The 22,870-nt window shown below is 70.6% G+C and carries 16 protein-coding genes; 13 read left to right on the top strand and 3 right to left on the bottom strand.

Annotated features, from left to right (window positions below):
• Positions 1-8: 8 nt before the first annotated feature.
• The 5 genes from ACIOGX_RS17730 to ACIOGX_RS17710 all read left to right on the top strand — a co-directional run bounded on the left by ACIOGX_RS17730 (position 9) and on the right by ACIOGX_RS17710 (position 6,695).
• The gene (locus ACIOGX_RS17730) at positions 9-773 is read left to right on the top strand and encodes an NUDIX domain-containing protein (protein WP_129773612.1); all 765 of its coding nucleotides are present in this window, start codon (positions 9-11) and stop codon (positions 771-773) included.
• Between the two features lie 128 nt (positions 774-901).
• Positions 902-2,734: an ATP-binding cassette domain-containing protein gene (locus ACIOGX_RS17725; protein WP_401914117.1), complete on the top strand. Its 1,833-nt coding sequence runs from the start codon at positions 902-904 to the stop codon at positions 2,732-2,734.
• Between the two features lie 160 nt (positions 2,735-2,894).
• Positions 2,895-3,782 (top strand): FadR/GntR family transcriptional regulator, encoded by an 888-nt coding sequence (locus ACIOGX_RS17720; protein ID WP_078490466.1) that lies wholly within the window; start codon positions 2,895-2,897, stop codon positions 3,780-3,782.
• Positions 3,783-4,120: 338 nt separating this feature from the next.
• A complete protein-coding gene (locus ACIOGX_RS17715) occupies positions 4,121-5,671 on the top strand; it encodes an RNA polymerase sigma factor (RefSeq protein ID WP_129773609.1) in 1,551 nt (516 codons plus the stop codon).
• Positions 5,672-5,843: 172 nt separating this feature from the next.
• Complete coding sequence (locus tag ACIOGX_RS17710; protein WP_356511859.1) at positions 5,844-6,695, top strand: serine protease; 852 nt, start codon at positions 5,844-5,846, stop codon at positions 6,693-6,695.
• A gap of 199 nt (positions 6,696-6,894) precedes the next feature.
• On the opposite strand, the gene ACIOGX_RS17705 is transcribed toward ACIOGX_RS17710, so the two are convergent.
• A complete protein-coding gene (locus ACIOGX_RS17705; RefSeq protein WP_030350144.1) occupies positions 6,895-7,125 on the bottom strand; it encodes a hypothetical protein in 231 nt (76 codons plus the stop codon).
• A gap of 456 nt (positions 7,126-7,581) precedes the next feature.
• Here ACIOGX_RS17705 and ACIOGX_RS17700 point away from each other — a divergent pair, with 456 nt between their 5' ends.
• From ACIOGX_RS17700 to ACIOGX_RS17675, 6 genes are all read left to right on the top strand, one after another.
• Positions 7,582-9,708: a DNA topoisomerase IV subunit B gene (locus tag ACIOGX_RS17700; RefSeq protein WP_356511857.1), complete on the top strand. Its 2,127-nt coding sequence runs from the start codon at positions 7,582-7,584 to the stop codon at positions 9,706-9,708.
• Between the two features lie 148 nt (positions 9,709-9,856).
• On the top strand, positions 9,857-10,366 hold the full coding sequence (locus ACIOGX_RS17695) for a DUF1453 domain-containing protein (RefSeq protein WP_401914113.1): 510 nt from the start codon (positions 9,857-9,859) through the stop codon (positions 10,364-10,366).
• A complete protein-coding gene (locus ACIOGX_RS17690; RefSeq protein WP_401914111.1) occupies positions 10,363-11,547 on the top strand; it encodes a sensor histidine kinase in 1,185 nt (394 codons plus the stop codon). Before ACIOGX_RS17695 ends, ACIOGX_RS17690 begins: the two co-directional genes overlap by 4 nt.
• On the top strand, positions 11,544-12,212 hold the full coding sequence (locus ACIOGX_RS17685; protein ID WP_387016455.1) for a response regulator: 669 nt from the start codon (positions 11,544-11,546) through the stop codon (positions 12,210-12,212). Before ACIOGX_RS17690 ends, ACIOGX_RS17685 begins: the two co-directional genes overlap by 4 nt.
• Before the next feature lie 99 nt (positions 12,213-12,311).
• On the top strand, positions 12,312-12,800 hold the full coding sequence (locus tag ACIOGX_RS17680; protein ID WP_401914108.1) for a DUF485 domain-containing protein: 489 nt from the start codon (positions 12,312-12,314) through the stop codon (positions 12,798-12,800).
• Positions 12,797-14,389, top strand: a complete 1,593-nt coding sequence (locus ACIOGX_RS17675; protein ID WP_401767380.1) for a cation acetate symporter — start codon at positions 12,797-12,799, stop codon at positions 14,387-14,389. Before ACIOGX_RS17680 ends, ACIOGX_RS17675 begins: the two co-directional genes overlap by 4 nt.
• Before the next feature lie 165 nt (positions 14,390-14,554).
• Here the strand turns inward: ACIOGX_RS17675 and ACIOGX_RS17670 are convergent, their stop codons facing one another.
• Together ACIOGX_RS17670 and ACIOGX_RS17665 are read right to left on the bottom strand one after the other, a co-directional pair.
• Positions 14,555-15,232 carry a response regulator gene (locus ACIOGX_RS17670; protein ID WP_129773601.1) on the bottom strand — a complete coding sequence of 226 codons (678 nt, stop codon included), beginning with the start codon at positions 15,230-15,232 and terminating at the stop codon, positions 14,555-14,557.
• Complete coding sequence (locus ACIOGX_RS17665) at positions 15,229-16,938, bottom strand: ATP-binding protein (RefSeq protein WP_401914105.1); 1,710 nt, start codon at positions 16,936-16,938, stop codon at positions 15,229-15,231. Before ACIOGX_RS17665 ends, ACIOGX_RS17670 begins: the two co-directional genes overlap by 4 nt.
• 320 nt (positions 16,939-17,258) lie before the next feature.
• On the opposite strand from ACIOGX_RS17665, the gene ACIOGX_RS17660 reads away from it, so the two are divergent.
• The gene (locus tag ACIOGX_RS17660) at positions 17,259-21,548 is read left to right on the top strand and encodes a discoidin domain-containing protein (RefSeq protein ID WP_401767377.1); all 4,290 of its coding nucleotides are present in this window, start codon (positions 17,259-17,261) and stop codon (positions 21,546-21,548) included.
• 139 nt (positions 21,549-21,687) lie between these two features.
• Positions 21,688-22,698: a LacI family DNA-binding transcriptional regulator gene (locus ACIOGX_RS17655; RefSeq protein WP_129773598.1), complete on the top strand. Its 1,011-nt coding sequence runs from the start codon at positions 21,688-21,690 to the stop codon at positions 22,696-22,698.
• The last annotated feature ends 172 nt before the right edge of the window (positions 22,699-22,870 follow it).

The following is a 22,870-nucleotide window of genomic DNA, read 5'->3' as shown; positions in this document are numbered from 1 at the left end:
ATCGCGGCATGTCGCCCTACGACCCGTCGGCCTTCCCCGCGTTCGCTGTCACCGTCGACCTGGTCGTGCTCACCGTGCGCCGCCACGCGCTCTGCGCGCTGGTGGTACGGCGCGGGGAGTCGCCGTTCCAGGGCCGGTGGGCGCTGCCCGGCGGTTTCGTCAGGGCGGACGAGGACCTCGCCGGCGCGGCGGCGCGCGAACTCACCGAGGAGACCGGCCTGTGCGCGCACGACCCGGTCTCCCCGGCGCCCGGGAACGCCGCCCATCTCGAACAGCTCGCCACCTACGGGGATCCCGGGCGTGATCCCCGTATGCGGGTGGTCAGCGTGGCTCATCTTGCGCTCTCGCCCGACCTGCCCGCGCCCCGCGCCGGAGGTGACGCCAACAGCGCCCGCTGGGCCCCGGTGGACGCGCTGCTCCACCAGGAGGGCGGTTTCGCCCGCGAGGACGAACAGCCCGCCCAACTCGCCTTCGACCACGCCCGGATCCTCGCGGACGGGGTGGAACGGGCCCGTTCCAAGATCGAGTACTCCTCGCTCGCCACCGCGTTCTGCCCCTCCGAGTTCACCGTCGGTGAGCTGCGCCGGGTGTACGAGGCGGTGTGGGGCGTGGCGCTCGATCCACGCAACTTCCACCGCAAGGTGACCGGCACCCCAGGATTCCTCGTGCCGTCGGGCGGGACCACGACCCGGCAGGGCGGCAGGCCCGCGCAGTTGTTCCGGGCCGGCGGGGCGACCGTACTCAACCCGCCGATGCTGCGCCCGGAGGTCTGACGGGGGCCACGTGCCGGACGTCTGACACCCGGGAGCGCCACCCTGCGCCACAAGTCGGACATGTCGCGTTATCTTGCTGCGGTACCCACCCTGCCGCCGAGCGGTCTCACCTCCCCGCGAGAGAAGCGATGCTCCAGGCCATCGGACTGACCAGCAACCCCCGTCGAGACCTCCCGCCCGCTGTGGACGATCTGACCTTCGAGGCGCGGTCCGGCTCCGTCACGGCGCTCCTCGGCGCCCCCGGCGCGGGCAAGACCACCGCGCTCCGGCTGATGCTCGAACTCGAACCAGGTCGCGGGGTCACCTACTTCCGCGGTCGCCCCCTCCACCGCATCGCCCATCCCGCACGCGAGATCGGGGTGCTCCTCGGGGACGTGCCGGGCCATCCCGCGCGCTCCGTCAAGGGCCAGCTCCGGATGCTCTGCGCCGCCGCGGGAGTGCCCGCCTCACGCGCCGACGAACTCCTCGACGTCGTCGGTCTCGGCGGTCTGCGCGACGAACGGCTCGGCTCGCTCTCGGTCGGCATGGACCGCAGACTCGGGCTCGCCTCCGCGCTGTTGGGGGATCCGCACACCCTGCTGCTCGACGCGCCGTCCGCCGAGCTGTCACCCCGTGAGAACAGCTGGCTGTTCGGACTGCTGCGCGCGCACGCCGACCACGGCGGCACCGTTCTCTACACCACGCAGGACGCCAAGGAGGCCGCGCGCACGGCCGACCATGTCGTCACCCTCGACGAGGGGCGTCTCGTCGCCGACCAGGACGTGGCCTCCTTCGCGCGTACCCGGCTGCGCCCCCGCGTCGCCGTCAGGACTCCGCACGCCGCCCGTCTCGCCGACGCGCTCAGCCGCGAGGCCCGCGCGGACCGGCGCTCCGTCGAGGTGGTCTCCGAGCCCGGCGTGGGCAGTCTGCTCACCGTCTACGGCAGCAGCTGCCCGGAGATCGGTGAGACCGCCTTCCGCAACGGCGTCCTCGTCCATCAGCTCGCCGACGAGTTTGGCGACACGGGTCCCGCGCCGGTCTCCGTACCGGTGCCGTCCCCGGCCCCCGCCTACGACTCCGCCGTCGAGCCCGCTTTCGAGCCCGACCGGGCCTACGGCTACGAGGGCGGACCCGACCACGGCTATGAGGACGGCGACTCCCGGCAGCACGACCGCGGTCCGCTCCCGGCGCCGCTGTCGTCGGCGCCGGTGCGCAGTCCGCTCCGGCCGCTGCGCTACGAACTCCGCCGTATGTTCGGGATCCGCACCACCGCACTGATCGCCATCGCCGTCCTCGTCGCGTCCGTGGCCCTCGCCGTGCCGCTCGCCCGTACCGGCAGGACCCCGCTCTCCGGCCTGCTCGCCGCCTGGCCCGCGATCCTGCCCCTGCCGCCCGCGGCCCTCGGCGCGGGGCTGCTCGGCGCGTACTCGTTCGGTGAGGAGTTCCGCTATCCCGCGCTCGCCGGCGCCCGCGGTACCGTCCCGCGCCGCCTCGGTCTGCTCCTCGCCAAGCTCGTCGTGACGGCGGCGGCGGCGCTGGCGCTCGCGTTCCTGACCGTGGCCGCCGACGCCGGGGCCCTGCGCCTGGTGTACGGCGCCGACGCCGTGCCCGTCCCGGGCAACTGGGTCGCGCTGAGCGCCGGTTGGGCCGGACTGACCGTCGGCTGTGCCTGGGCGGGGCTGCTGGGGGCCGGGGTCTTCCGGGTCACGGTCGCGGGCGCGGCCGTGGTCGTCGCCGTACCGACCCTCGTCGTACCCCTGATTCAGCGGGCGCTCGCCGGTCCGTCCACACGTTCGGCCGTCGGACTCCCGGGCCGGTTGCGCGAACTGGCCTGGCTGGACTGGCCGCGTCAGGCCGACCACTGGCTGATGACCACGTTCAGACTCGTCGCCCAACCGGTCGCCGCGGCCCTGACGTTGTCGCTCTCGGCCCTGCTCTGCGCATATCTGCTCACCGGCCTTCGCCGTAGGGCCCGTTGGTGACCACGGAACGACCGGACCGTTCCCGGGTGTTCGCAACTCCCCTGATAGCGCCCGCTTCTTTCCGATAAGGCGTCAATCGAAGGGCGAGCGCCGATCACCCTTTCGTGTGCTTTTCACCAAAGACCTCAAGGGTCGTGGAAGCAACGCCGACAAAGGATGCGTGAGTACCCTTGCGCACACCATGATGACCGCCGCCCGTTCCGTCGAGTCCGGCCTCGCCGAGCCGGGTGAACTCGACCGCTACCCCTTCGCGGAGGCGCCCGGCGCCGACCGCGTCGCCGCCCCCGTCTGGGACGGCGCAGACACCGACTTGGGCCGGGTGGGACGACGTACGACGAGCAGCCGCGGCCGCGGGCTGCACGGCCAACTCGTCCAACAGCTCGGCCAGATGATCGTCTCCGGTGACCTGGGCGCCGACCGGCCGCTCGTACCCGAGGAGATCGGCCAGCGCTTCGAGGTCTCCCGCACCGTGGTGCGGGAGTCGCTGCGCGTGCTGGAGGCCAAGGGCCTGGTGAGCGCCCGGCCCAATGTCGGTACCCGTGTCCGTCCGGTGAGCGACTGGAATCTGCTCGACCCCGACATCATCGAGTGGCGCGCCTTCGGGCCGCAGCGCGACGATCAGCGCCGCGAGCTGAGTGAGCTGCGCTGGACGATCGAGCCCCTCGCCGCGCGGCTGGCGGCCGGCCATGGCCGGGCCGATGTCCAGCAGCGGCTCTCCGACATGGTGGGGATCATGAGCCACGCCCTCGCGCAGGGTGATTCGATCACCTTTTCGCGTGCGGACGCCGAATATCACTCCCTGCTGATCCAGCTCGCCGGCAACCGCATGCTGGAGCATCTCTCGGGGATCGTCTCGGCGGCCCTCCAGGTCTCCGGCGGCCCGGTCACCGGATGCGACCGGCCCACCGAGGCGTCGCTCTCGCACCACGCGCGGATCGTGGACGCGCTCGCCGCAGGTGACGCGCACGCCGCCGAATCGGCCATGCGCCAACTGCTCACCGTCCAGCCCGAGGTGGAGCGCGTCGTTCCGGCACCGCGCGAGCACTGAGCGCCGCCGAAGGCCGGGCATAGGGGATGTACGCATCGTGTGTCGCCGGACCCGGGGGGTCCGGCGACGCGATTGTGGGGCCTTAAATCCCCCTTCTGGCCATTTGTCGCAAATGGAGTGTGACTCGGGCCACGTGGAATGGGCGTAACACTCCTGGAGACAGCGCGATGACCTAAGAGGTGACAGCCGAGGAGGGAATACGTCCGCCACGCATGGCGCTGTATTCACCTCTGAGGCCCAAGCCCGCGCCGTCGGCACATCCCCAGTCGACGGTCGTCGGCTCCGGCCCGATCCTGGGCGGGGCCGGAAGCCGTTTCCATCGTTCCGAGAGGTTGTTCGTGTCGGCCAGCACATCCCGTACGCTCCCGCCGGAGATCGCCGAGTCCGAGTCTGTGATGGCGCTCATCGAGCGGGGAAAGGCTGATGGGCAGATCGCCGGCGATGACGTGCGTCGGGCCTTCGAGGCCGACCAGATTCCGCCAACCCAGTGGAAGAATGTTCTGCGCAGCCTCAACCAGATCCTCGAGGAAGAGGGTGTGACGCTGATGGTCAGTGCCGCGGAGTCGCCGAAGCGCACCCGCAAGAGCGTCGCAGCGAAGAGCCCGGTCAAGCGCACCGCCACCAAGACCGTCGCGGCCAAGACGACCACGACGAGGACCGTCGCGGCCGCCACCTCGGCTCCGGCGGCAGAGATCGTGGAGGCCGCGGCCGATGAGGCCGGAGCCCCCGCCAAGAAGGCGGCCGCGAAGAAGACCGTGGCCAAGAAGGCCACGGTCAAGAAGACCGCCGCGAAGAAGACGACGGCCAAGAAGGCCGTCGGCAAGAAGGACTCCGACGAGGCCGCCGACGGCGAAGAGCCCACCGATGAGGTGCAGGGCGGCAAGGGCGAGGAGGAGGAGACCGAGGGCGAGAACAAGGGCTTCGTACTCTCCGACGACGACGAGGACGACGCGCCGGCCCAGCAGGTCGCCGTCGCCGGTGCCACCGCCGACCCGGTCAAGGACTACCTGAAGCAGATCGGCAAGGTCCCGCTCCTCAACGCGGAGCAGGAGGTCGAACTCGCGAAGCGCATCGAGGCCGGTCTCTTCGCCGAGGACAAGCTGGCCAACTCCGACAAGCTCGCGCCGAAGCTCAAGCGCGAGCTGGAGATCATCGCCGAGGACGGCCGCCGGGCCAAGAACCACCTGCTGGAGGCCAACCTCCGACTGGTGGTCTCGCTGGCCAAGCGCTACACCGGCCGCGGCATGCTCTTCCTGGACCTGATCCAGGAGGGCAACCTCGGTCTGATCCGCGCGGTCGAGAAGTTCGACTACACCAAGGGCTACAAGTTCTCCACGTACGCCACCTGGTGGATCCGTCAGGCGATCACCCGCGCCATGGCCGACCAGGCCCGCACCATCCGTATCCCGGTGCACATGGTCGAGGTCATCAACAAGCTCGCGCGCGTGCAGCGCCAGATGCTCCAGGACCTGGGCCGCGAGCCCACCCCGGAGGAGCTGGCCAAGGAACTCGACATGACCCCCGAGAAGGTCATCGAGGTCCAGAAGTACGGCCGCGAGCCGATCTCGCTGCACACTCCGCTGGGCGAGGACGGCGACAGCGAGTTCGGAGACCTCATCGAGGACTCCGAGGCGGTCGTGCCGGCCGACGCCGTGAGCTTCACGCTCCTCCAGGAGCAGCTGCACTCGGTGCTCGACACGCTCTCCGAGCGTGAGGCGGGCGTGGTCTCCATGCGCTTCGGTCTCACGGACGGCCAGCCCAAGACGCTGGACGAGATCGGCAAGGTCTACGGCGTGACGCGTGAGCGCATCCGCCAGATCGAGTCCAAGACGATGTCGAAGCTGCGCCACCCCTCGCGCTCGCAGGTTCTGCGCGACTACCTGGACTAGGCCTGGGTACCCGGAGCAGGGCGCAGGCGCTCCCGAGGGGGCGCGCGAAGCACGAGTGAAGGCCCGGATGCCACCGAGGATCCGGGCCTTCGCCGTGCGCGTGGGAGTGCGAGACTCGATCGGTGGGATGACTCTGGGTAGATCGGAGTCCACCGGAGAGTCAGGAGACTGTATGCGCCGTTCCGTAGTCCGAGTGCTGACCGGGGGACTGGCCGTGATCACCGCGGGGGCGGTGCCGCCGCTCGTCGCGCCCGTCTCCGCCGCCGCCACTGACCGGGTGATCATCGGCGGCCAGGCCGTGCGGATCGCCGACAGCCCGTGGGTCGTGGCGCTGGCCAGCCGTGACCGCTTCGGGGGTACGCGTGCGGGCCAGTTCTGCGGAGGTGTGGTGGTGGCGCCGACGAAAGTGCTGACCGCCGCCCACTGCGTGGGCAGGGACGTCCTGGGGGCGGCCCCGAAGGACGTGCCGGACTTCCGGGTCATCGCGGGCCGCGAGCGGCTGCGGGGATCCGGCGGGCGCGAGGTCGCCGTACGGTCCGTGCAGGTGGACCCGGCGTACGAGCCGCGCACGAACACGGCCGACCTCGCCGTGCTGACGCTCGCGAGCGCCCTGCCCGAGGAGTACGCGATCCGGCCGGCCGAGCGGGGGGACCCGGCCTCGGCGCCGGGCACCGACGCGGCGGTCTACGGCTGGGGCGACACCTCGGGCGGCGCCGACTACGCACAGGTGCTGCGCTCCGCGCCGGTGAAGGTCCTGCCGGACTCCAGCTGCGAGCGGGCGTACCCGGGAGGCTCAGGGGACCGTTACGAGGCCTCCACGATGCTCTGTGCGGGCGATCCCCGAGGCGGGCATGACGCGTGCCAGGGCGACAGCGGCGGGCCGCTGGTGGCCCAGGGACGGCTTATCGGGCTCGTCTCCTGGGGGAGCGGCTGTGGGCGCGCGGACAGTCCGGGCGTCTACACGCGGATCACCATGGGCGCGCAACCCGTCGCCGACGCGGTCGGAGCACGGGCCCCGCGTTGACGGGAGGCCCGCGCCGATCGTCGTGGGCCTCCCGTGACGGGAACGGGCACGGCTGATCAGAACGGGCATGACGGGCCCGGACCGGCATGACGGCCGGGACGGGCACGACGACGAGAACGGGCGGTCACCCTGCGGTACAGGGGTGGCCGCCCGTCGGCCGGCTCGGGGCCGGCCCTTGGCTCGTCGTGGATGCGAGGTGTCAGTGTTCCTCTTCACCGCCGCCGGCCGGTACGGCCGTCAGTCGGTCGGTCTCATCCTGTATTTCCGCGGCGATCTTCTTGAGTTCCGGCTCGAACTTGCGTCCATGATGGGCGCAGAAGAGCAGTTCACCACCGCTGGACAGGAGGACGCGCAGATAGGCCTGGGCGCCGCACCGGTCGCAGCGATCAGCCGCGGTCAGCGGGCTCGCGGGGGTCAGAACAGTAGTCACGTCGCCTCTTCTCTAGCTCGACGAGCTGTCGTACCAGGGTCAACATCCAACCAGGCCGAAAACGTTCCCGCTCCCGGCTTTTCCTCGAAAATTTCTTCCGTTGTGGCTGACTGCTGACGATTGGCGGCGAATGGGCCGTATTGCTCGCGGGGCTTCGCACTACGGGTTTCGCGTTGCTTGACGTCGCTTGTCAGGGGGATCGCCCTCGCCGGCCGGCTTGCCGGTTTGTTGATGAGGACGTGCCCGGAGCCTAAATGGTTCATGCCTGGAAGGGAACGTGATGTGTGCTTCACTCCCTCGAAGGATCGAACACCTATGCGACCTTGGACTAGCATGAGAATTCGCGAGGGTGGCGTGACAACGGCTCTACCAGGCCTCTGTACCCTCTGACCGGTGACAGACGCCGGGCCTTTACCCCACGGGGGCCCATCTCAAATTCAGCGAGGAGCGAACCGCGTGACCGCCGATACGTCCGTGCCGTCCACTGCGCTGCTGACAGCAGACCGTGACGGCTCCAACTACACCGCGCGGCACCTGCTCGTCCTTGAAGGGCTCGAAGCGGTCCGCAAACGCCCCGGAATGTATATCGGCTCGACCGACAGCCGCGGCCTGATGCACTGCCTCTGGGAGATCATCGACAACTCCGTCGACGAGGCCCTGGGCGGCTACTGCGACCACATCGAGGTGATCCTCCACGAGGACGGCTCGGTGGAGGTCAAGGACAACGGCCGCGGCATCCCCGTCGACGTCGAGCCCAAGACCGGCCTCTCCGGCATCGAGGTCGTGATGACCAAGCTGCACGCCGGCGGAAAGTTCGGCGGCGGCTCGTACGCCGCGTCGGGCGGTCTGCACGGCGTGGGCGCCTCCGTCGTCAACGCCCTCTCCGCCCGGCTGGACGTCGAGGTGGACCGCAACAGCGCCACGCACTCGATCAGCTTCCGGCGCGGTGTCCCCGGGATGTTCACCGAGCAGGGCCCCGACAGCCCCTTCGATCCGGCCAACGGGCTGCGCAAGAGCAAGCGGGTGCCCAAGACCCGTACCGGCACGCGCGTGCGCTACTGGGCCGACCGGCAGATCTTCCTCAAGGACGCCAAGCTCTCCCTGGACACGCTCCACCAGCGTGCCCGGCAGACCGCCTTCCTGGTTCCCGGACTGACGATCGTCGTCAGGGACGAGCGGGGCCTCGGCGAGAGCGGGGGCGACGGCCCGGTCGAGGAGACGTTCCGGTTCGACGGCGGCATCAGCGAATTCTGTGAATATCTCGCACAGGACAAGGCCGTCTGCGATGTGCTGCGGCTGACCGGCCAGGGCACCTTCAAGGAGACCGTGCCCGTCCTGGACGACCGGGGGCACATGACCCCCACCGAGGTCACCCGCGAGCTGGGCGTCGATGTCGCCCTGCGCTGGGGCACCGGGTACGACACCACCGTCAGGTCGTTCGTGAACATCATCGCCACCCCCAAGGGCGGCACCCATGTGAGCGGATTCGAGCGTTCTCTGACCAAAACGGTCAATGAGGCGCTGCGCTCGGCCAAGATGCTGCGCGTCGCGGAGGACGACGTCGTCAAGGACGACGCCCTGGAGGGCCTCACGGCCGTGGTCACGGTGCGGCTCGCCGAGCCGCAGTTCGAGGGCCAGACCAAGGAGGTCCTCGGTACGTCCGCGGCCAACCGGATCGTCGCCAACGTCATCGCCAAGGAGCTCAAGGAGTTCCTGACCTCGACCAAGCGCGACGCCAAGGCGCAGGCCCGCGCCGTGCTGGAGAAGGCGGTCGCCGCCGCCCGTACGCGGATCGCGGCCCGCCAGCACAAGGAGGCGCAGCGCAGGAAGACGGCGCTGGAGTCCTCCTCGCTGCCGGCCAAGCTCGCCGACTGCCGCAGTGACGACGTGGAACGCAGCGAGCTGTTCATCGTGGAGGGCGACTCCGCGCTCGGTACGGCCAAGCTCGCCAGGAACAGCGAGTTCCAGGCGCTGCTGCCGATCCGGGGCAAGATCCTCAACGTCCAGAAGTCGTCCGTCTCCGACATGCTCAAGAACGCCGAGTGCGGCGCGATCATCCAGGTCATAGGGGCGGGTTCGGGCCGGACCTTCGACATCGACGCCGCCCGCTACGGCAAGATCGTGCTGCTGGTGGACGCCGATGTCGACGGCGCCCATATCCGCTGTCTGCTGCTCACGCTCTTCCAGCGCTACATGCGGCCGATGGTGGAGGCGGGCCGGGTCTTCGCCGCCGTGCCGCCGCTGCACCGGATCGAGCTGGTCCAGCCCAAGAAGGGCCAGGACAAGTACGTCTACACGTACTCGGACAATGAGCTGCGGCAGACGCTGCTGGAGTTCCAGCGCAAGAACGTGCGCTTCAAGGACTCCATCCAGCGCTACAAGGGCCTCGGCGAGATGGACGCCGACCAGCTGGCGGAGACCACGATGGACCCCCGTCACCGCACGCTGCGGCGGATCAACATCGGGGACCTGGAGTCCTCCGAGCAGATCTTCGACCTGCTGATGGGCAATGAGGTGGCTCCCCGCAAGGAGTTCATCACCAGCTCCGCGGCGACGCTGGACCGCTCGCGCATCGACGCCTGAGGCGGACGCCCGGGACCTTTGACGTGCGGTCTCCACCCACGGGTGGAGACCGCACTTCCACCCGCGGTCAACCTCCGCGCCGATGATCTGACCCGGTGCTTCTCCGTAGCGTCGAAGTCGTTGAACTTCTTCGTCCCCGGAGGCCCTGATGTCCTCGCTCGTCAATGTGCTGGTGGCCGTCGCGGTGGTCGCCCTGATCGCCGCCCGCCAGCTCAAGCCCCAGCGGGTCACCGCCGACGGGCACCGCTGGCTGGTGCTGCCCGTCGTCCTGGTCGTGATCGCGCTGAGCGAGCCCGGCCTCCTCGACGCGCGGGACCTGCCGCTGTCGGCACCGCTGCTCGCCGCCGAACTGGTCGTGGGGGCGCTGATGGGCGTCGGCTGGGCCCGCACCAGCCGTATCTGGACCGAGCGCGACGGCTCGGTGTGGTCGAAGGGCACGAGGGCCACCGCCGGGGTCTGGATCGCCGGTATCGCCCTGCGCCTGGGGCTCGTGGGCGTCGGCGCGCTGATCGGGGTCCATCAGGGCACGGGGGCGATCCTGCTCGCGCTCGCCGCCTCGGTGCTCGTCCGCAGGGGTCTGCTGGTGCGGCGGGCCCGCGCGGGCCGGGCGTCGTACGGTGACGGCGTAGCCGCCGCACCCTGGAAGGACCGTGTGTGACCCCCGAGGCCTGGACGGACTGGCCCTCCCGGGAGGCTCTCTCCCAGGAGCGCCGCACCGATGCCCGGCGATGGCTGAGCCGCGGCGTACGCGTGCTGGCCATCGGTGCCCTGATGTGGTCCACCTTCAGCGAGCGCCATGTGGCCGGCTGGGCCGCGGTCGCGGCCGTCGCCGGGGTGCTGCTCACCGGGTTCCTCGTCCGGTGCTTCTACCGCACCACGCTGCGCAACGATCTCTGGCCTTCGCTCGGGCTGCTCGTCCTGCTGATGGGCGGGACGATCGCCGCGCGGCACGGCGGGTTCGAGATCGCGGCGACGGTGCTGTGGAGCGGCTGCGCGATCGTCGCCATGGAGCGGCTGCCGCTCGTCGCCGCGCTGCCCACCACCCTCGCCGCCCTCGGCGGCCTCGTGGCGTACAACCAGGACCACTGGATCACCACGACGATCACCACCGCCGGGCTGCTCCTCGCCGGATACGTGCTGCGGCTCGACGCGGAGGCGCGCGGCAACGCCCAGCGGCTGCTGGCCCAGGAACGCGCCGCCCACGCCGCCGAGGCGGAGTCGGCCGCGCTCGCGGAGCGGGCCAGGATCGCCCGGGACATCCATGACGTCCTGGCGCACAGCCTCTCCGCGCAGCTCGTCCATCTGGAGGCGGCGCGGCTGCGGATCGAGAGCGAGCCGCACAGCCCGTTCCGCGACCAGATCCTGGAACGGGTCGTCGCCGCGCGCTCCATGGCGCGCGAAGGGCTCGCCGAGACCCGCCAGGCGCTCTCCGCGCTGCGCGGCGAGATGGCCCCCCTCGGCGACTATCTGCGCGAACTGGCCGCGATGGACGGCGCCGAGGTCGAGATCGGCGGCGAGCCGCGGCCACTGCCGGCGGAAGCGTCCCAGACGGTGCGCCGGGTGGTGCAGGAGGCGCTGACCAACGTACGGAAACACGCCCCGGGCGCGCGGGTACTGATCCGGCTCACGTACGGCGCGGACGAGGTGACACTGGAGGTACGGAACACCGGCGGGAAGGGCGCGGCCCCGGCCGGGCTGGGCGCGTCGGGCTCCGGGTACGGTCTGCTGGGGATGAGGGAGCGCGCCGAACTGCTCGGCGGCACTCTGGAGGCCGGTCCCGGAGGCCCCGAAGACCCCGGCGAGAAGGGTTTCAGCGTGCGTTTGCGAGTGCCGGCATGACGGCGAGGGTGATCGTCGCCGATGACCAGTCCGTGGTGCGCGAGGGCATCGTGATGCTGCTCGGGCTGCTGCCGGGCATCGAGGTCGTCGGCGCCGCGAGGGACGGCGAGGAAGCCGTGGCCCTCGTGGCCGAACTCGCTCCCGATGTGGTGCTGATGGATCTGCGGATGCCGCGCTGCGACGGCGTGGAGGCCACGCGCCGTATCCGCGCGGAGCACCCGGGCACGCAGGTCGTGGTGCTCACCACGTACGCCGACGACGACTCGCTGTTCGCCGCGCTGCGGGCCGGCGCCCGCGGCTATCTCACCAAGGACGCCGGGGGCGAGGAGATCGTCCGGGCCGTCGACGACGTCCTGGCGGGGCAGGCCGGGCTGGCGCCCGCCGTGCAGCGCCGGCTGCTGGACCGGGTCACGGCCCCGCCTGCGGCGCCCGCCCCCGCGGAGCTGCCCGACGGGCTCACCGCCCGCGAGGCGGAGGTGCTCTCGCTGGTCGCCGAGGGGCTCTCCAACAAGGAGATCGCACAGCGGCTGCACATCGGGGCGGCCACGGTGAAGACGCATATCAACAACCTCTTCGCCAAGACCGGTGTGCGCGACCGCGCGCAGGCCGTGCGCTACGCGTATCAGCGCGGACTCATCCGGCCACCCGGGACATCCATCACCTGAAGGAGTGAAGCCGGGGGAGAGAGGAGTCCGGGATCCGCCCGCTCTGTCCATCCTTCTTGCACGCGGCCGAAACGGTTCGCCGACAAGGAGAGTTGACCGGTGGAGAAGCAGGAACGGCGTCACGCCGCGGCGGTGCGGCTCGGCGACCCGTGGTACGAGGCACTGCCCCCGGAGTGGGGCGAATCGACCGGTACGGGCGGCTCCGCGGCGCCCGCCGGGCGGGACCCCGGGGCGCCTGGCGGCGTGACCGAGGCCGCCGGAATCTACGCGGAGATCCAGCGCGGCGCGGCCTTCCAGGAAGTGCGCGGCCGGTACCGCCGGTTCGTCGTCCCCGCCTCGCTCGCCTTCCTCGGCTGGTACCTGGCGTATGTGGTGGCGGCGACGGCCGCGCCGGGGCTGATGGCCCGGCCGGTCGCGGGCGCGGTGAATGTGGCGATGGTCGCGGGTCTCGGCCAGTTCCTCTCCACCTTCCTGCTGACCTGGGCGTACGCGCGCCATGCCCGGCTGCACCGGGACCGCGCGGCGCTCGAACTGCGCTGGGCCGTGTTCGACCGGCGTACGCGCGGCGCGGAGGGGCACGGCCGGTGAGCGGCGGCCACCAGACCCTCGCGCTGCTGCTGTTCAGCGCGTTCGTCGCGGTCACGCTGGGGATCACCACCTGGGTGAGCCGACGCCGACGGGCTTCCGCCGAGGAGTTCTACGCGGGCGGGCGGCTCTTCTCGCCCATGGAGAACGGATTCGCCCTCTCCGGGGACTACCTGTCCGCGGCCTCCTTCCTCGGGATCTCGGGCCTGATCGCGCTCTTCGGCTACGACGGCCTGCTCTACTCGGCCGGCTTCCTCGTCGCCTGGCTGGTCGTGCTCTTCCTGGTGGCCGAACTCGTCCGCAACGTCGGCCGGTTCACCCTCGCCGATGTGGTCGCGGCCCGGATGCGCGAACGTCCCGTACGGATCGCCGCGGGCACCTCCTCGGTCACGGTCTCCGTGCTTTACCTGGTCGCGCAGATGGTCGGCGCGGGCAGCCTGGTCGCGCTGCTGCTCGGCGGCACGGGCGGCGCGGCGCGCACCTGGACCGTGATCGGTGTGGGCACGCTGATGGTCGTCCACGTCTCGCTCGGCGGGATGCGCGCCACCACCTGGATCCAGATCGTCAAGGCCGTCCTGCTGATGGGCGGCGCGATCGCGCTGACGGTGCTCGTCCTGGTCCGATTCCACGGGAACGTCAACGACCTGCTGAACACCGCGGCGGCACGGAGCGGCCATGGCGAGGACTTCCTCGCGCCGGGACTGCGGTACGGCGGGGACTGGACCGCGCGGATCGACTTCATCAGCCTCGGGCTCGCGCTCGTCCTCGGCACGGCCGGACTGCCGCACATCCTGTCGCGCTTCCACACCGTGCCGACCGCGCTCGCCGCCCGCCGCTCGGTGATCTGGTCCATCGGGCTGATCGGCGGCTTCTATCTGATGACGATCGTGCTCGGGTTCGGCGCGGCGGCGCTGGTCGGCACGGACGCGGTACGTGCCTCCAACGCGTCCGGGAACACCGCGGTCCCGCTGCTCGCCCTGGATCTCGGCGGCGGGGCGGGATCGACCGGCGGAACGGTGCTCTTCGCGGTGGTCGCGGCGGTCGCCTTCGCGACCATCCTCGCCGTCGTCGCGGGCATCACGCTCGCCTCCTCGGCCTCCGTCGCCCATGATCTCTACGCCTCGCTCAAGCGCGCGCACACCAAAGAGCGTGACGAGGTGGCCGTGGCGCGGCTGGCGGCGGCCGGGATCGGCGCGGTGGCGATCGCCCTCAGCCTGCCGGCCCAGAACCTGAACGTGGCCTTCCTGGTCGGGCTCGCCTTCGCGGTCGCGGCCTCGGCGAATCTGCCCGTACTGCTCTACTCGCTGTTCTGGCGGAACTTCACCACGCGGGGCGCGGTCTGGTCCGTGTACGGCGGGCTGATCCCGGCGGTCCTGCTGGTGGTGGTCTCGCCGGTGGTCTCGGGAAGCCCCGAATCGATCCTCCCCGGCGCCGACTTCGCGTTCTTCCCGCTCCAGAACCCCGGTGTGGTCTCGATCCCGCTGGGCTTCCTCGCGGGCTGGCTCGGTACGGTCACCTCCACCGAGCCGCCGGACGCGGCCAGGCACGCGGAGACCGAGGTCAGGTCGCTGACCGGGGCGGGAGCGGTCTGAGAGCGGGAGAGGTTCGAGGGCGGGGGCGGGAGCGGGTCCGGGGGCGGCCCCGGTGAACGGCCCGTGGCCGAGGAGCCAGGCCGTAGACCCAGGCCGGGGGTCCACGACGTGGGCAGGGACCGGGGACACGGACCGGGGACACGGCCCGGTCCCGGCGGCGGCTTCTCAGCCGCTCGTCGCCCAGGCGTACCGGTGCTCCGGCCGCCCCGTCTCCCCGTACCGCAGCGTGAGCCGTACCCGCCCGGCCCGCTCCAGCAGTTTGAGATAGCGCTGTGCGGTCTGCCGGCTCATGCCCGCGCGCTCCGCGATCTCCTGCGCCGAGAGCGGTCCGTCGGCGCCCATCAGCACCTTGCGCACCACCTCGGCGGTGGTGGGGGAGTGGCCCTTGGGAAGGGCCGGGGCGCTCGCCGCCGAGAGCGCCCCGAACATCCGGTCCACCTCCGACTGTTCCGCCTCGCCGCCGCCCTCCAGGGTGCGGCGGAGCGTCGCGTACGCCTCCAGCTTGGCCCGTAGCCCCGCGAAGTTGAAGGGTTTGACCAGGTACTGGAGCGCGCCGTGGCGCATCGCCGACTGGACGGTGGCGACATCGCGCGCGGCCGTCACCATGATCACATCGGTCTGATGGCCGAGCCGCCGCAGCTCCCGTACCACCGCGAGCCCGTTCTCGTCCGGCAGATAGTGGTCGAGCAGGATGAGATCGACGGGGTGACCGGCGATCCGGTCCAGGGCCTCGGCGGCGGTGTGGGCCTGGGCTACCACCCGGAAGCCCGCGACCTTGGCCACATAGGCCGTATTGATCTGCGCGACCCGGATGTCGTCGTCCACGACCAGTACGTCGATCATCGCGTCTCCCCTGCCGTGGCCTGCTCACGGTCCGTCCCGGGCGCTGTGCCGGATCCCGTGGTCCCGTCCGGTTCCATGGTCCCGCCCGGTCCGTCCTCCGTCAGCGCCTCCGGCAGCACGACCGTGAACTCCGCACCACCGTGCGCCCCCGCGCCGACCCGTGCGCTGCCGCCCTGCCGTTCGGCGAGTCTGCGCACCAGGGCAAGCCCGAGGCCGCGTTTGCCGTGGGCCGGTGGCTCCTTGGTCGACCAGCCCTCGGAGAAGACCAGTTCACGCTGGCCGGGCGGGACGCCGGGGCCGCTGTCGGAGATCACGAGCACGACCGTACGGCCTTCGGCGCGCAGTTCCACCTCGATCCGCGGGTCCTCCGAGCCGGCCGCCGCGTCCAGCGCGTTGTCGACGAGGTTGCCGACGACCGTGACCAGACCCTGCGGGTCGATCAGCCGGTCCGGCAGCAGCGTGCCGGGGGAGAGCCGCAGCGAGACGCCCCGCTCCGCGGCGACCGTGGCCTTGCCGACCAGCAGCGCGGCCGGCAGCGGATCGTGGATCCGCTCGGTGATCTGCTCGGCGGTGGCCCGGTGCACCCCGACGACCTCGGTGACGAACTCCACCGCCTCCTCGTGCATCTCCAGCTCCAGCAGCCCCAGCAGCGTATGCATCCGGTTCGCGTGCTCGTGGTCCTGGGCGCGCAGGGCGTCGATCAGCCCCTTGGTGGCGTCCAGCTCCCGGCCGAGCCGCTCCAGCTCCGTACGGTCGCGGAAGGTCACGACGGCGCCCCCGTCGTCGGTGGGCATCCGGTTGGCGACCAGGACGCGGCTGCCCTGGACGGCCAGCAGATCCTCGCCGACCACCCGCCCCGCCAGTACCTCGGTGGTGCGCCCGGTGCCGAGCACCTCGTCCAGCGGCCGTCCGATGGCGTCGGGGCCGAGCCCGAGCAGCCGCTGCGCCTCGTCGTTCATCAGCCGGATCCTGCCGGTCCCGTCCAGCGCCACGACGCCTTCCCGCAGGCTGTGCAGCATGGCCTCGCGCTCGGTGAGCAGCGCCGAGATATCGGAGAAGGCCAGGTCATGGGTCTGGCGCTGGAGCCGCCTGGAGATCAGATACGCGGCGAGCGCCCCGGCGGCCAGCGCGCCGCCCGCGTACGCGAGCAGCCCGGGGATCGCGGCCAGGAACCGGTCGCGGACGCTGTCGTACGCGATACCGACCGAGACGGCCCCGACGATCCGCCCGCTCTCGTCGCGCAGCGGCACCTTGCCCCGGGCGGACCGGCCCAGCGTGCCGTTGTCCAGCTCCATGACGTCCTTGCCCGCGAGGGCGTCGGTGGGATCGGTGGAGACGACCCGGCCGATCTGGTCCAGGTCGGTGTGCGACCAGCGCACCCCCCGTCTGTCCATGATCACCACGTACTCGGCGCCGGTGGACTGTCTGATGCGCTCGGCCTCGGCCTGTACGGGACCGTCGGCCGTCGGGTCCGTGGCGACGAGGTCGGCGGCCACATCGGTGGACGCCGTGGTCTCGGCGATCGCCAGCGCGCGGTGCATCGCCTGGTCGTCCAGCTCGGCGCTGAAGGGCGCGAGAAAGAGCCCCGTGGCCAGCACGGTGACGCCCGCGGCGATGGCGAGCTGCATCAGCAGCACCTGCGAGAAGACCCGGCGTGGCCAGCCGAATCGCCGTCGTCTGCCCGCGGTGCTCGGTGCGGCGTTCATATGTACGAACGGTAGAGGGCCGAGCGCCCTTTTCGAAACTTCCACAATCACGCAAATGGCTTGCGTGATTTGCGGCGTGCTTACGCTTCCCTGCTGAGCGGCCGGAAACGAGCAAGTGGGGCGCACTGGCCGCCAACTCGGGTGGGGATCCTGGTGATTTCGTTCTGTCCGAGCGGTGGACGCACTCGCATTTCTCTGCAACTCTCTGACCGCAAAACGCAAAAGACTCTGTTCAGCAATGCAGAAATGCCTGTCCTACAGGTACGCAGCCAGAGCCGCGCCCTCGTCGCCCTCGCGCCGAGGCCGAAGATCGGGGATCCATGAGATCGCTACGCCGGAGATGGCGGGTCCTCTCCGCCGCCATAGCCACCAGTCTGTTGATGATCGGCTGGCCGTCGATGACCGCGATGGCGGCCGACGGTCCCAACATCGCCGCGGGGCGGACCGCGGCGGCGAGCACGACATCGGGCGACGGGACCGCCCGGAACGTGACGGACGGGGATCAGTCCACGTACTGGGAGGGTGACGGCAAGAAGTTCCCCCAGTGGGTGCAGTCGGACCTGGGGTCGAGCAAGCGCGTCGACCAGGTGGTGCTGAAGCTCCCCGCGGGGTGGGAGTCCCGTAAGCAGACGCTCTCCCTCCAGGGGAGCGCGGACGGCACCAGCTTCGCGACGCTGAAGTCCTCCGCCACGTACACGTTCAGCAAGGGCGCGGGCAACAAGGTCACCGTGTCCTTCCCGGCCACCAAGGCCCGCTTCGTACGGGCGAACATCACGGGCAACACGGCGGGGAAGAAGGCCCAGCTCTCCGAGCTGGAGGTGCACGCGGCCGCCGCGGCGTCGGTGAACCTCGCCCTCGGCAGGACGCTCACGGCGAGCAGCTTCACCGAGGTCTACGGCCCCGGCAACGCCAACGACGGCAACAAGGCCAGCTACTGGGAGAGCAGGAACAACGCCTTCCCGCAGTGGATCCAGGCCGACCTCGGCTCCTCGGTCCGCGTCAACCAGGTGGTGCTGAGGCTGCCGGACGGCTGGGGAGCCAGGAGCCAGACGCTGAAGATCCAGGGCAGCGAGAACAACTCCGCCTTCACGGATCTGACCGCGTCCAAGGCGTACACCTTCAACGCCGCGGGCGGACAGGCGGTGACGATCCCCTTCGACGCCGTCACCACCCGCTATGTCCGGGTGCTGATCACGGCCAACACCGGCCAGCCCGGCGGTCAGCTCTCCGAGCTGGAGGTCTACGGCCCCGAGACCGGTGACACGCAGGCGCCCAGCGCGCCCACCGGGCTCGCCTACACCGAGCCCGCCACCGGCCAGATCAAGCTGACCTGGAACGCGTCCACCGACAACACGGGCGTGACCGGGTACGACATCTACGCCGGCAACGAGCTGCGCACCAGCGTCGCCGGCAATGTCACGACGTTCACCGACACCCAGCCCGCCGGTACGACCGTCTCGTACTACGTACGGGCCAAGGACGCGGCCGGAAACGTCTCGGGCAACAGCAACACCGTCACCCGCCAGGGCGACAGCGGTGACACCCAGGCGCCCACCGCCCCCGCCAACCTCGCCTTCACCGAGCCGTCCTCCGGTCAGATCAAGCTGACCTGGGGCGCCTCGACGGACAACAGGGGCGTGACGGGGTACGAGATCTACGCCAACAACGTGCTGCGCCAGACCGTGGCCGGCGACGCCACCACGTACACGGACACCCAGCCCGCCGGTACGACCGTCTCGTACTACGTACGGGCCAAGGACGCGGCGGGCAACCGTTCCGGCAACAGCAACACGGTCACCAGGAACGGCAGCAGCGGCTCGGCGTCGAACCTCGCCGTCGGCAAGCCGATCTCCGCGTCCTCGGTGGTCCACACGTTCGTCGCGGAGAACGCCAACGACAACAGCGTCACCACCTACTGGGAGGGCGCGGGCGGCAGCTACCCCAACACCCTCACCGTGAAACTGGGCGCCAACGCCGACACGCAGAGCGTCGTCGTCAAGCTCAACCCGGACAGCAGCTGGGGAGCGCGGACCCAGAACATCCAGGTACTGGGGCGTGAGCAGAGCGCCTCGGGTCTCACCAGCCTGGTGGCCGCCAAGGACTACGCGTTCAGCCCGGCGAACGGGAACGCGGTGACCATCCCGGTCAGCGCGCGCGTCGCCGACGTCCAGCTGAGGTTCACCTCCAACACCGGCTCGGGCGCGGGACAGGTGGCGGAGTTCCAGGTGCTCGGCGACCCGGCGCCCAACCCCGACCTCCAGGTCACGGCGGTCAGCGCGGCCCCGGCCGCGCCGGTCGAGTCGGACCCGATCACCCTGTCGGCGACCGTGCGCAACGCCGGGGCGGTCGCCGCACCGGCCAGCACGGTCGAGTTCCAGCTCGGCGGCAGCAAGACCGCCACCGCCGCGGTGGGCGCCCTGGCGGCCGGGGCCTCGGCCACCGTCACGGCGGACATCGGCCCGCGTGACGCCGGTTCGTACCAGCTCGGCGCGGTCGCGGACCCGGCCAACACGGTCATCGAGCAGAACGAGACCAACAACTCCTACACCAGCCCGAGTGCGCTGGTGGTGAAGCCGGTCTCCAGCTCGGACCTGGTCGCCGCGACCGTCTCCACCTCACCGTCCTCGCCCTCGGCCGGGGACACCGTCACCTTCTCGGTGGCGCTCAGGAACCAGGGCACGGTGGCCTCCGCGGCCGGCGCCCACGGCATCACGCTCTCCCTGCTCGACTCCAAGGGAGCCACGGTCAAGACCCTGACCGGCGCGCACAACGGCACCATCGCCGCCGGGGCGACCACCCCGCCGGTGGGCCTGGGCACCTGGGCCGCGGCCAACGGCTCGTACAGCGTGAAGGTGGTCCTCGCCGACGACGCCAACGAACTGCCGGTGAAGCGCGCGAACAACACCAGCACCCAGCCGCTGTTCGTCGGGCGCGGCGCCAATATGCCGTACGACATGTACGAGGCGGAGGACGGCACCGCGGGCGGCGGCGCGCAGGTCGTCGGCCCGAACAGGACCGTCGGCGATGTCGCGGGCGAGGCGTCGGGCCGTAAGGCCGTCACGCTCAACAACACCGGCAACTACGTCGAGTTCACCACCAGGGCCAGCACGAACACGCTGGTCACGCGGTTCTCGATACCGGACGCGGCGGGCGGCGGTGGCATCAACTCCACCCTGAACGTCTATGTCGACGGCACCTTCCTCAAGGCGATCGACCTCACCTCCAAGTACGCGTGGCTGTACGGAGCGGAGACCGGCCCCGGCAACTCGCCCGGCTCCGGCGCGCCCCGGCACATCTACGACGAGGCGAACGTCCAGCTGGGCAAGACCGTCCCGGCGGGCAGCAAGATCAGGCTCCAGAAGGACGCGGCCAACACCACCACGTACGCGATCGACTTCATCAACCTGGAGCAGGTCGCGCAGATCGCCAACCCGGACCCGGCCACGTACACGGTGCCGGCCGGATTCACGCACCAGGACGTGCAGAACGCCCTGGACCGGGTCCGGATGGACACCACGGGGAAGCTGGTCGGGGTGTATCTGCCGCCCGGCGACTACCAGACGTCCAGCAAGTTCCAGGTGTACGGGAAGCCGGTCAAGGTCGTCGGCGCCGGTCCCTGGTTCAGCAGGTTCCACGCCCCGGCGACGCAGGAGAACACCGATGTCGGCTTCCGCGCGGAGGCGGCGGCGAAGGGCTCGTCCTTCACCGGCTTCGCGTACTTCGGCAACTACACCTCGCGTATCGACGGGCCCGGCAAGGTGTTCGACTTCTCGAATGTCTCCGACATCGTGATCGACAACATCTGGAACGAGCACATGGTCTGCCTCTACTGGGGCGCCAACACGGACAGCATCACGATCAAGAACTCCCGGATCCGCAACATGTTCGCCGACGGCATCAACATGACCAACGGCAGCACGGACAACCACGTCGTCAACAACGAGGCGCGGGCCACGGGCGACGACAGCTTCGCGCTGTTCTCGGCGATCGACGCCGGGGGCTCGGACATGAAGAACAACCTGTACGAGAACCTGACCTCGATCCTCACCTGGCGGGCGGCGGGTGTGGCCGTGTACGGCGGCTTCAACAACACCTTCCGCAACATCCATATCGCGGACACGCTCGTGTACTCGGGCATCACGGTCAGCTCGCTGGACTTCGGTTACCCGATGAACGGCTTCGGGACCGATCCGACGACGATCGAGAACGTGTCGATCGTCCGGGCCGGCGGCCACTTCTGGGGGGCGCAGACCTTCCCCGGGATCTGGCTGTTCTCGGCGTCCAAGGTGTTCCAGGGGATCCGGATCAACAACGTCGACATCGTCGATCCGACCTACAGCGGCGTCATGTTCCAGACCAACTACGTGGGCGGTCAGCCGCAGTTCCCGATCAAGGACACCATCCTCAGCGACATCTCGATCACGGGGGCGCGCAAGAGCGGTGACGCGTTCGACGCGAAGTCCGGCTTCGGACTGTGGGCCAACGAGCTGCCGGAGGCGGGTCAGGGACCGGCCGTCGGTGAGGTCACCTTCAACGGCCTGACGCTGAGCAACAACGCCCTGGACGTGAAGAACACCACGCCCAACTTCAAGATCCACATCAACCCGTAGGAGGGGGCGCGGGCCCCTGGCGGGCCGTAGTGTGGTGCCGGCCGGTCGCTTCCGGCCGGCACCTCGCGTACCGGCGCCTTTACGCTCGAATTACGCTCTCAAGCAAGTAGCTTGCATACCTTGCGATAGTCTTGCGTGTATGACGCGACGACTTGCTCAGGTGGCGAAGAAGGTTGGGGTCAGCGAGGCCACGGTCAGCCGGGTACTCAATGGCAAGCCGGGGGTCTCACAGGCCACGCGCCAGTCGGTGCTGACCGCGCTCGACGTCCTGGGCTACGAGCGGCCGACACAGCTGCGGGGCGAGCGCGCCCGGCTCGTCGGTCTGGTCCTGCCGGAGTTGCAGAACCCCATCTTCCCGGCGTTCGCCGAGGTGATCGGCGGGGCGCTGGCCCAGCAGGGCCTGACACCCGTGCTGTGCACCCAGACCAAGGGCGGCGTCTCCGAGGCGGACTATGTGGAGCTGCTGCTCCAGCAGCAGGTCTCCGGGGTGGTCTTCGCCGGCGGGCTGTTCGCGCAGGCGGACGCCCCGCACGACCACTACCGGCTGCTCGCCGAGCGCAAGATCCCGGTCGTCCTGATCAACGCGCCGATCGAGAACCTCGACTTCCCCTGTATCTCCTGCGACGACGCCGTCGCCGTCGAGCAGGCGTGGCGCCACCTCGCCTCGCTCGGCCACGAGCACATCGGGCTCGTCCTCGGCCCGTCCGACCATGTGCCCTCCCGGCGCAAGCTCGCCGCGGCACTGGCGGCGGCGAAGGCCGCCCGGGTGAAGCTTCCCGACGAGTACGTCGAGCGGACCATGTTCTCGCTGGAGGGCGGGCACGCGGCGGCGACGCGGCTGCTGGACCGCGGCGTCACGGGCATCATCTGCGCGAGCGACCCGCTGGCGCTCGGCGCCGTACGGGCCGCCCGCCGGCGCGGGCTCGACGTACCGCGCGAGGTGTCCGTCGTCGGCTTCGACGACTCCGCTTTCATGAATTGCACCGAGCCGCCGCTGACCACCGTCCGGCAGCCCATCGAGGCCATGGGGCGGGCGGCCGTCGAGATGCTGAGCGCCCAGATCCAGGGCGGCGCGGTGCCGTCCGGTGAGCTGCTGTTCGAGCCGGAGCTGGTGGTACGCGGTTCGACGGCGCAGGTCCCGCGCGGCTGACGCGACCGCCGGGCCGACCCGCCGGGCGGTACGACGGCGACCGGCCGACGACCGGCCGGCGACCGCACGGCGGCCCGCCGGCGGCACGGCGGCACGGCGAGAGAACGAGGACAGGCAGGCTCCGGGCCCCGCACGCGAACGGCGTGCGGGGCCCGCCGCGTTGCCAGGTCGT

It is taken from the genome of Streptomyces sp. NPDC088147 (genome assembly GCF_044741565.1).
Classification (GTDB): domain Bacteria; phylum Actinomycetota; class Actinomycetes; order Streptomycetales; family Streptomycetaceae; genus Streptomyces.
Note: the sequence above shows the minus strand (reverse complement) of the source record. Positions and strands in the feature narration are given on the sequence as shown.